This window comes from Sphingomonas sp. NPDC079357 (assembly GCF_044901155.1).
In the GTDB taxonomy this organism is placed as follows: Bacteria; Pseudomonadota; Alphaproteobacteria; order Sphingomonadales; family Sphingomonadaceae; genus Sphingomonas.
The window spans coordinates 1-4042 of the sequence record NZ_JBJDOM010000019.1 but is presented as its reverse complement, the minus strand read 5'-3'; the positions used below and the strand labels follow the sequence as shown (position 1 = coordinate 4042).

Annotated in this window: 6 protein-coding genes and 1 pseudogene; 6 read left to right on the top strand and 1 reads right to left on the bottom strand. The window is 66.3% G+C overall.

Annotation, left to right across the window (positions count from 1 at the left end):
• Window positions 1-269 (top strand): helix-turn-helix domain-containing protein (locus tag ACI2JO_RS19945; RefSeq protein WP_404722220.1); only part of this gene is annotated, 269 nt, incomplete at its 5' end.
• A 128-nt stretch (window positions 270-397) separates the two neighbouring features.
• Here ACI2JO_RS19945 and ACI2JO_RS19940 read toward each other — a convergent pair.
• A complete protein-coding gene (locus ACI2JO_RS19940; protein ID WP_047867282.1) occupies window positions 398-814 on the bottom strand; it encodes a helix-turn-helix domain-containing protein in 417 nt (138 codons plus the stop codon).
• Between the two features lie 62 nt (window positions 815-876).
• Between ACI2JO_RS19940 and ACI2JO_RS19935 the strand changes: the two genes are divergently transcribed.
• The 5 genes and pseudogenes from ACI2JO_RS19935 to ACI2JO_RS19915 all read left to right on the top strand — a co-directional run.
• Complete coding sequence (locus ACI2JO_RS19935) at window positions 877-1293, top strand: hypothetical protein (RefSeq protein WP_047867281.1); 417 nt, start codon at window positions 877-879, stop codon at window positions 1291-1293.
• Window positions 1293-1517 (top strand): GDCCVxC domain-containing (seleno)protein, encoded by a 225-nt coding sequence (locus tag ACI2JO_RS19930; protein ID WP_082132098.1) that lies wholly within the window; start codon window positions 1293-1295, stop codon window positions 1515-1517. Before ACI2JO_RS19935 ends, ACI2JO_RS19930 begins: the two co-directional genes overlap by 1 nt.
• Before the next feature lie 583 nt (window positions 1518-2100).
• Entirely contained in the window at window positions 2101-2283 is a 183-nt protein-coding gene (locus ACI2JO_RS19925; protein ID WP_047867279.1) for a hypothetical protein, read from the top strand.
• A gap of 244 nt (window positions 2284-2527) precedes the next feature.
• Entirely contained in the window at window positions 2528-2824 is a 297-nt protein-coding gene (locus tag ACI2JO_RS19920; RefSeq protein WP_047867278.1) for a hypothetical protein, read from the top strand.
• Between the two features lie 60 nt (window positions 2825-2884).
• Window positions 2885-3988, top strand: a pseudogene (locus ACI2JO_RS19915) (TolC family protein); the annotation flags it as partial.
• Window positions 3989-4042 lie beyond the last annotated feature (54 nt).

Genomic DNA, 4042 nt, shown 5'->3' with positions numbered 1-4042 from the left:
AGCTTACCTTCCACCTGTTCGGGGCATTGGCGGAGGTCGAGCGCTACCTGATCCGCGAGCGGACCCAGGCCGGTCTCACCGCAGCCCGCGCTCGCGGCACGGGGGGTGGCCGGCCGGCCGCACTCGGCACGGACAAGCGCGACCTGGCCGTCAGGCTCTACCACGAGAACACGATGCCGATCGCCAAGATTTGCTCGATGCTCGGCATCTCCAAGCCAACACTCTACGCCTATGTGCGATCGGCCGAGACCAAGCCGGTAGCCGCGTAGCGACGCTCGCCGACAAATAGCGCGATCAGAATGCCGCCACTTAGCGCGAGCGTTTACAGCGGCCCGGCTGCGATCGGCGCGATCCTCACGCAATCGACCGTTTGCGCGAGACGGGGTGATTGCAGCACCTACGCAGTCGCATGTTGGTCGAGCAAGTCGATCACGGCGCAACTTGCCGCCCCGTCGCCCCCGCAACGGTCGATAGTCGTGGCGAGCACGCTTTCGAGCTGCGCCAGATCGACCATCTTGGCGCGAACACGCTCCAGATGGTGGGCCGCGATCTCGCGGACCTCACAGCATGACGCCTGCGCGGGACCGCCAAGTGATAGGATCGCGCGCACCTCGGCCGGGGTGAAACCGAGTTCTCGCGCGCGACGGATGAATCCAAGGGCGCGGACGTGATCGGCCCCATATACCCGCCGCCCGCCGCTCGTGCGGGGTGGCGTTGTGAGAACGCCGACGCGCTCAAAATATCGGATTGTCTCGATGTTCACACCAGTCCGGCGCGACAGCTCGCCTATCGCGATGCTTTGCTCGACGCGCATAAATCGCTTGCTCCTGTAGCCGCTACAGGAGGCATAGCGGGTTATTCCTCCGGAGACGACCGATGAACCAAGGGACGATGCCGCACGAAACTCTGGGTCCGCCCGCGCCGACCCGTCGAGCCGACACGGGGCTATCCGTCCTCGCCGCGCTGACTAGCTTCGGCGCGGTCCTGGCCGCTGCCTCCTGCTGCGTCCTGCCGCTCGCGCTTGCGGCAATGAGCGTTGGAGCCGGCGTTTCCAGTACCTTCGCCGCGCTGATGCCGCTGCGCTGGCCGCTGACGGCACTCTCGCTCATCGGTCTGGCTGCCGGGTGGTGGGCCTATGCGCGGCGCCGAAGGGCTTGCGCTGCGGATCGGTCCTGCACCGTGCCGCTGCCTTCTAGCGCCACTCCGATCGTGCTCGCGATCGGCACGGTCCTGACGGTGGTCGCGTTAATATGGGATCGCCTTGAAGCGCCATTGATGAAGGCGCTTTCCTGATGCAGCTCACCTCCGCCCTGACCTGCCCCAAGTGCGGCGGGGTCGCAACCGAGACGATGCCCACCAACGCCTGCCAGTTCTTCTATGATTGCCGGCATTGCGCGGTAGTGCTGCGCCCCCTGCCGGGAGATTGCTGTGTGTTCTGCTCGTTCGGCGACGTACCGTGCCCGCCGATACAGGATGCGAACGCGAATGGAAGTTCGCCAATCTGCTGCCAAGGCTAAGCCCTGAGGAGCTGGAAAGCTCAATCGCTATCCGCCGAAAACCAAAGGCCGCCTCCTAGGAAGCGGCCCTGGCCCTTAGTTCCCTTTTGGGAAACGGACGCCTTTCGACGCCGCACGTAACGCTTGTATAGAGCAAATCCTGCCGCTCGGCAAAGCTCCAAGTTGCAGTCATTCGCCTCAGGCCCTACTATCGTGAACATGCTTCGGCGTATGTTCTCACCCTCCCAGCCCCGTGCGCGCGGCGCTGATCGCCCTTCTCGCGCTGATGCTGGTCATGCGGGTCGGGCCGATCTGCGAGGCTGTCGCTATCGCGGCCGTCCCGAGTGCGTCGGCAATGCCCGGTTGCGAGGGCAAGGGGCATGGCACCCCGGAGAAGAAGGCTCCTACTGCCGCCTGCTCGATGCCCTGTGCCGCCGCGCTCGACGGCGCACCGATCGCCCGTGTCGCGCCGCTGGCCTACGCGGCGCCCGGCCCCTGGCCGGTGCGACATGCCGGCCTGCTTGAATTTGCTCGGGCACCTGCGACGCCCCCTCCGCGAGCTGTGTGACGCTTCCAACCTCACACTGTTCTATGGAGAGTTTAAATGTCGAAGTTCAAGCTCATTGGCGCGGCCGTCGCGCTCACCCTGTCCTCCACCGCTTTCGCCGCGACCGCGGCCGATTGCTGCCCGGACATGACGTGCTGCAAGGAAGGCGCGGACTGCTGCGATCACGCCAAGAAGGCCGGCGATCACGCCGATCATGCGGGCGAGATGCAGCGCCGCTGACGGTGTTGGTATGGGGGCGGGCAACCGCCCCCATATTCACGGGTCAAGAAGCGCGTCGTCCTCGGACATTGCCCGGTATCTCCGTCTGGATCGTGGCCTGCTCGATCCCGAACCGACTTCGAGCGGAGAGGCGATCGCCTTCCTCACAGCGCCAAACTCCGCTCGAGTTATTGCAATGACATGGAAACCTTTCCGTGGTAAGCGTCAATTCGTGCGAGCCTTTCTGCCTCTCCTGACATGCCTGATGCTGGTCCTCACCAGCTTCGCCGGCATGGCTCACGCCGCCGATTTGGCGGGAGGAAGCATCGCGGGCGTTGAGTTTACCGTCCATACCGCGGGCGACCGCGATGAGGTGCCGTCAGATTCGGACAAGAACGTCCCGCACCACCACAATTATTGTCACGGGCATGACGTGGGTGCGCCTGCGCGCGCGACAATGGAATACACCCTTGTCCTCACGGCGCCCGAGCCGACAATCTCTGCCTCTGCATCGCTCGATGGCCACACCGGCATGGTCCATTTGAGGCCCCCCCAAGCCTGACGCCCGATTCGGGTGTGCGTTGGCGCGCGCCTGTCGATCAGCGTCAGGAGTTTTAGTCTCATGCATCGTATCTTCGCGGCCATGCTGGCCGCAGCGTCGTGCGCAACTATGGCGCAGGCGCAGGTCGGACCGTCCGCGCCTGTTGCGCAGGACGCGCCGGTCTACACGCTTGACCAAGCGGTCAGTGCGGCGGGCGGTTCGGCCCCCGCTGCGGAAGCCGCGACAGCTGCGATCGACGCGGCCCGTGCGGGCCGCACGGTCGCCGGCTTGCGGCCCAATCCGGTGGTCCAGGGTCAGGTTGAAAACATCATTGGCTCGGGGCCATATCGGGGGGTCCGCAGCGCGGAATCCACGGTCGGCTTTGCGATCCCGATCGAGCTAGGCGGCAAGCGCGGCGCCCGCGTTGCGGTCGCCAACGCACAATTGTCCCGGGCCGAGATCCAGGCTGCGATCATCGCAGCGGATGTCCGGCTTCAGGTGACGCAGCTCTACGTCGAAGCGGTCGCCGCCGACCGGCGGGTAACGACAGCGCGGGACCAGGCCCGGATCGCCAGCGACGCGCTGCGCGCCGCGAGCGTCCGCGTGCAGGCGGGGCGTGCCTCTCCGCTGGAGCAACAGCGTGCGGACGTCGCCCGGATCAATGCCGACGCCAATGTGGAGCGGCAGCTTCGCTTGGCCGAGGCGGCTCGCGCCAATCTGGCGCGTCGGATCGGACGGCCGATCGACGGCCTGCTCGATGACACGCTGCTCGATCGCCTTCCCGGTGCGAACGTCTATGGGCCGATGGCACCGGCCAACACGACCGGCACACTCGCGCTGGCGGCGGCGAACGCGGATTTCTCGATCGCGGAAGCGGGCGTGCGGCTTGCGCGCGCCAATCGCGTCCCTGACCTCAATGTCGGGCCTGCGATCCGCCGACTGGAAGCGACCAATGACATGGCGGCGGTGTTCACCGTGTCGATCCCGATCCCGGTGTTCAACAATGGTCGCGCGGCGATCGCGCAGGCGACCGCGCAGCGGACGCAGGCGGATGCACAACGTCGCGTGACCGCGCTCGACATCGAACAGGCGATCACGGACGCGCAGGCGCAGGCGGCCAATGCCGCAACGACGGCTCGTGCGGCGTCGGGGCCGGCGCTGGCCGCTGCACAGGAAGCGCGGAAGAGCGACGGGTAGGGCACGAGGGTCTGACGCTGAGAAGATCTCGGTGGTCGCCGG

What these genes read in the sequence shown, in the direction of transcription:
- ACI2JO_RS19940 (WP_047867282.1), bottom strand. Translation starts at nt 814, where the DNA reads ATGCGCGTCGAGCAAAGCATCGCGATAGGCGAGCTGTCGCGCCGGACT.
- ACI2JO_RS19920 (WP_047867278.1), top strand. Translation starts at nt 2,528, where the DNA reads ATGCTGGTCCTCACCAGCTTCGCCGGCATGGCTCACGCCGCCGATTTG.
- ACI2JO_RS19925 (WP_047867279.1), top strand. Translation starts at nt 2,101, where the DNA reads ATGTCGAAGTTCAAGCTCATTGGCGCGGCCGTCGCGCTCACCCTGTCC.
- ACI2JO_RS19930 (WP_082132098.1), top strand. Translation starts at nt 1,293, where the DNA reads ATGCAGCTCACCTCCGCCCTGACCTGCCCCAAGTGCGGCGGGGTCGCA.
- ACI2JO_RS19935 (WP_047867281.1), top strand. Translation starts at nt 877, where the DNA reads ATGAACCAAGGGACGATGCCGCACGAAACTCTGGGTCCGCCCGCGCCG.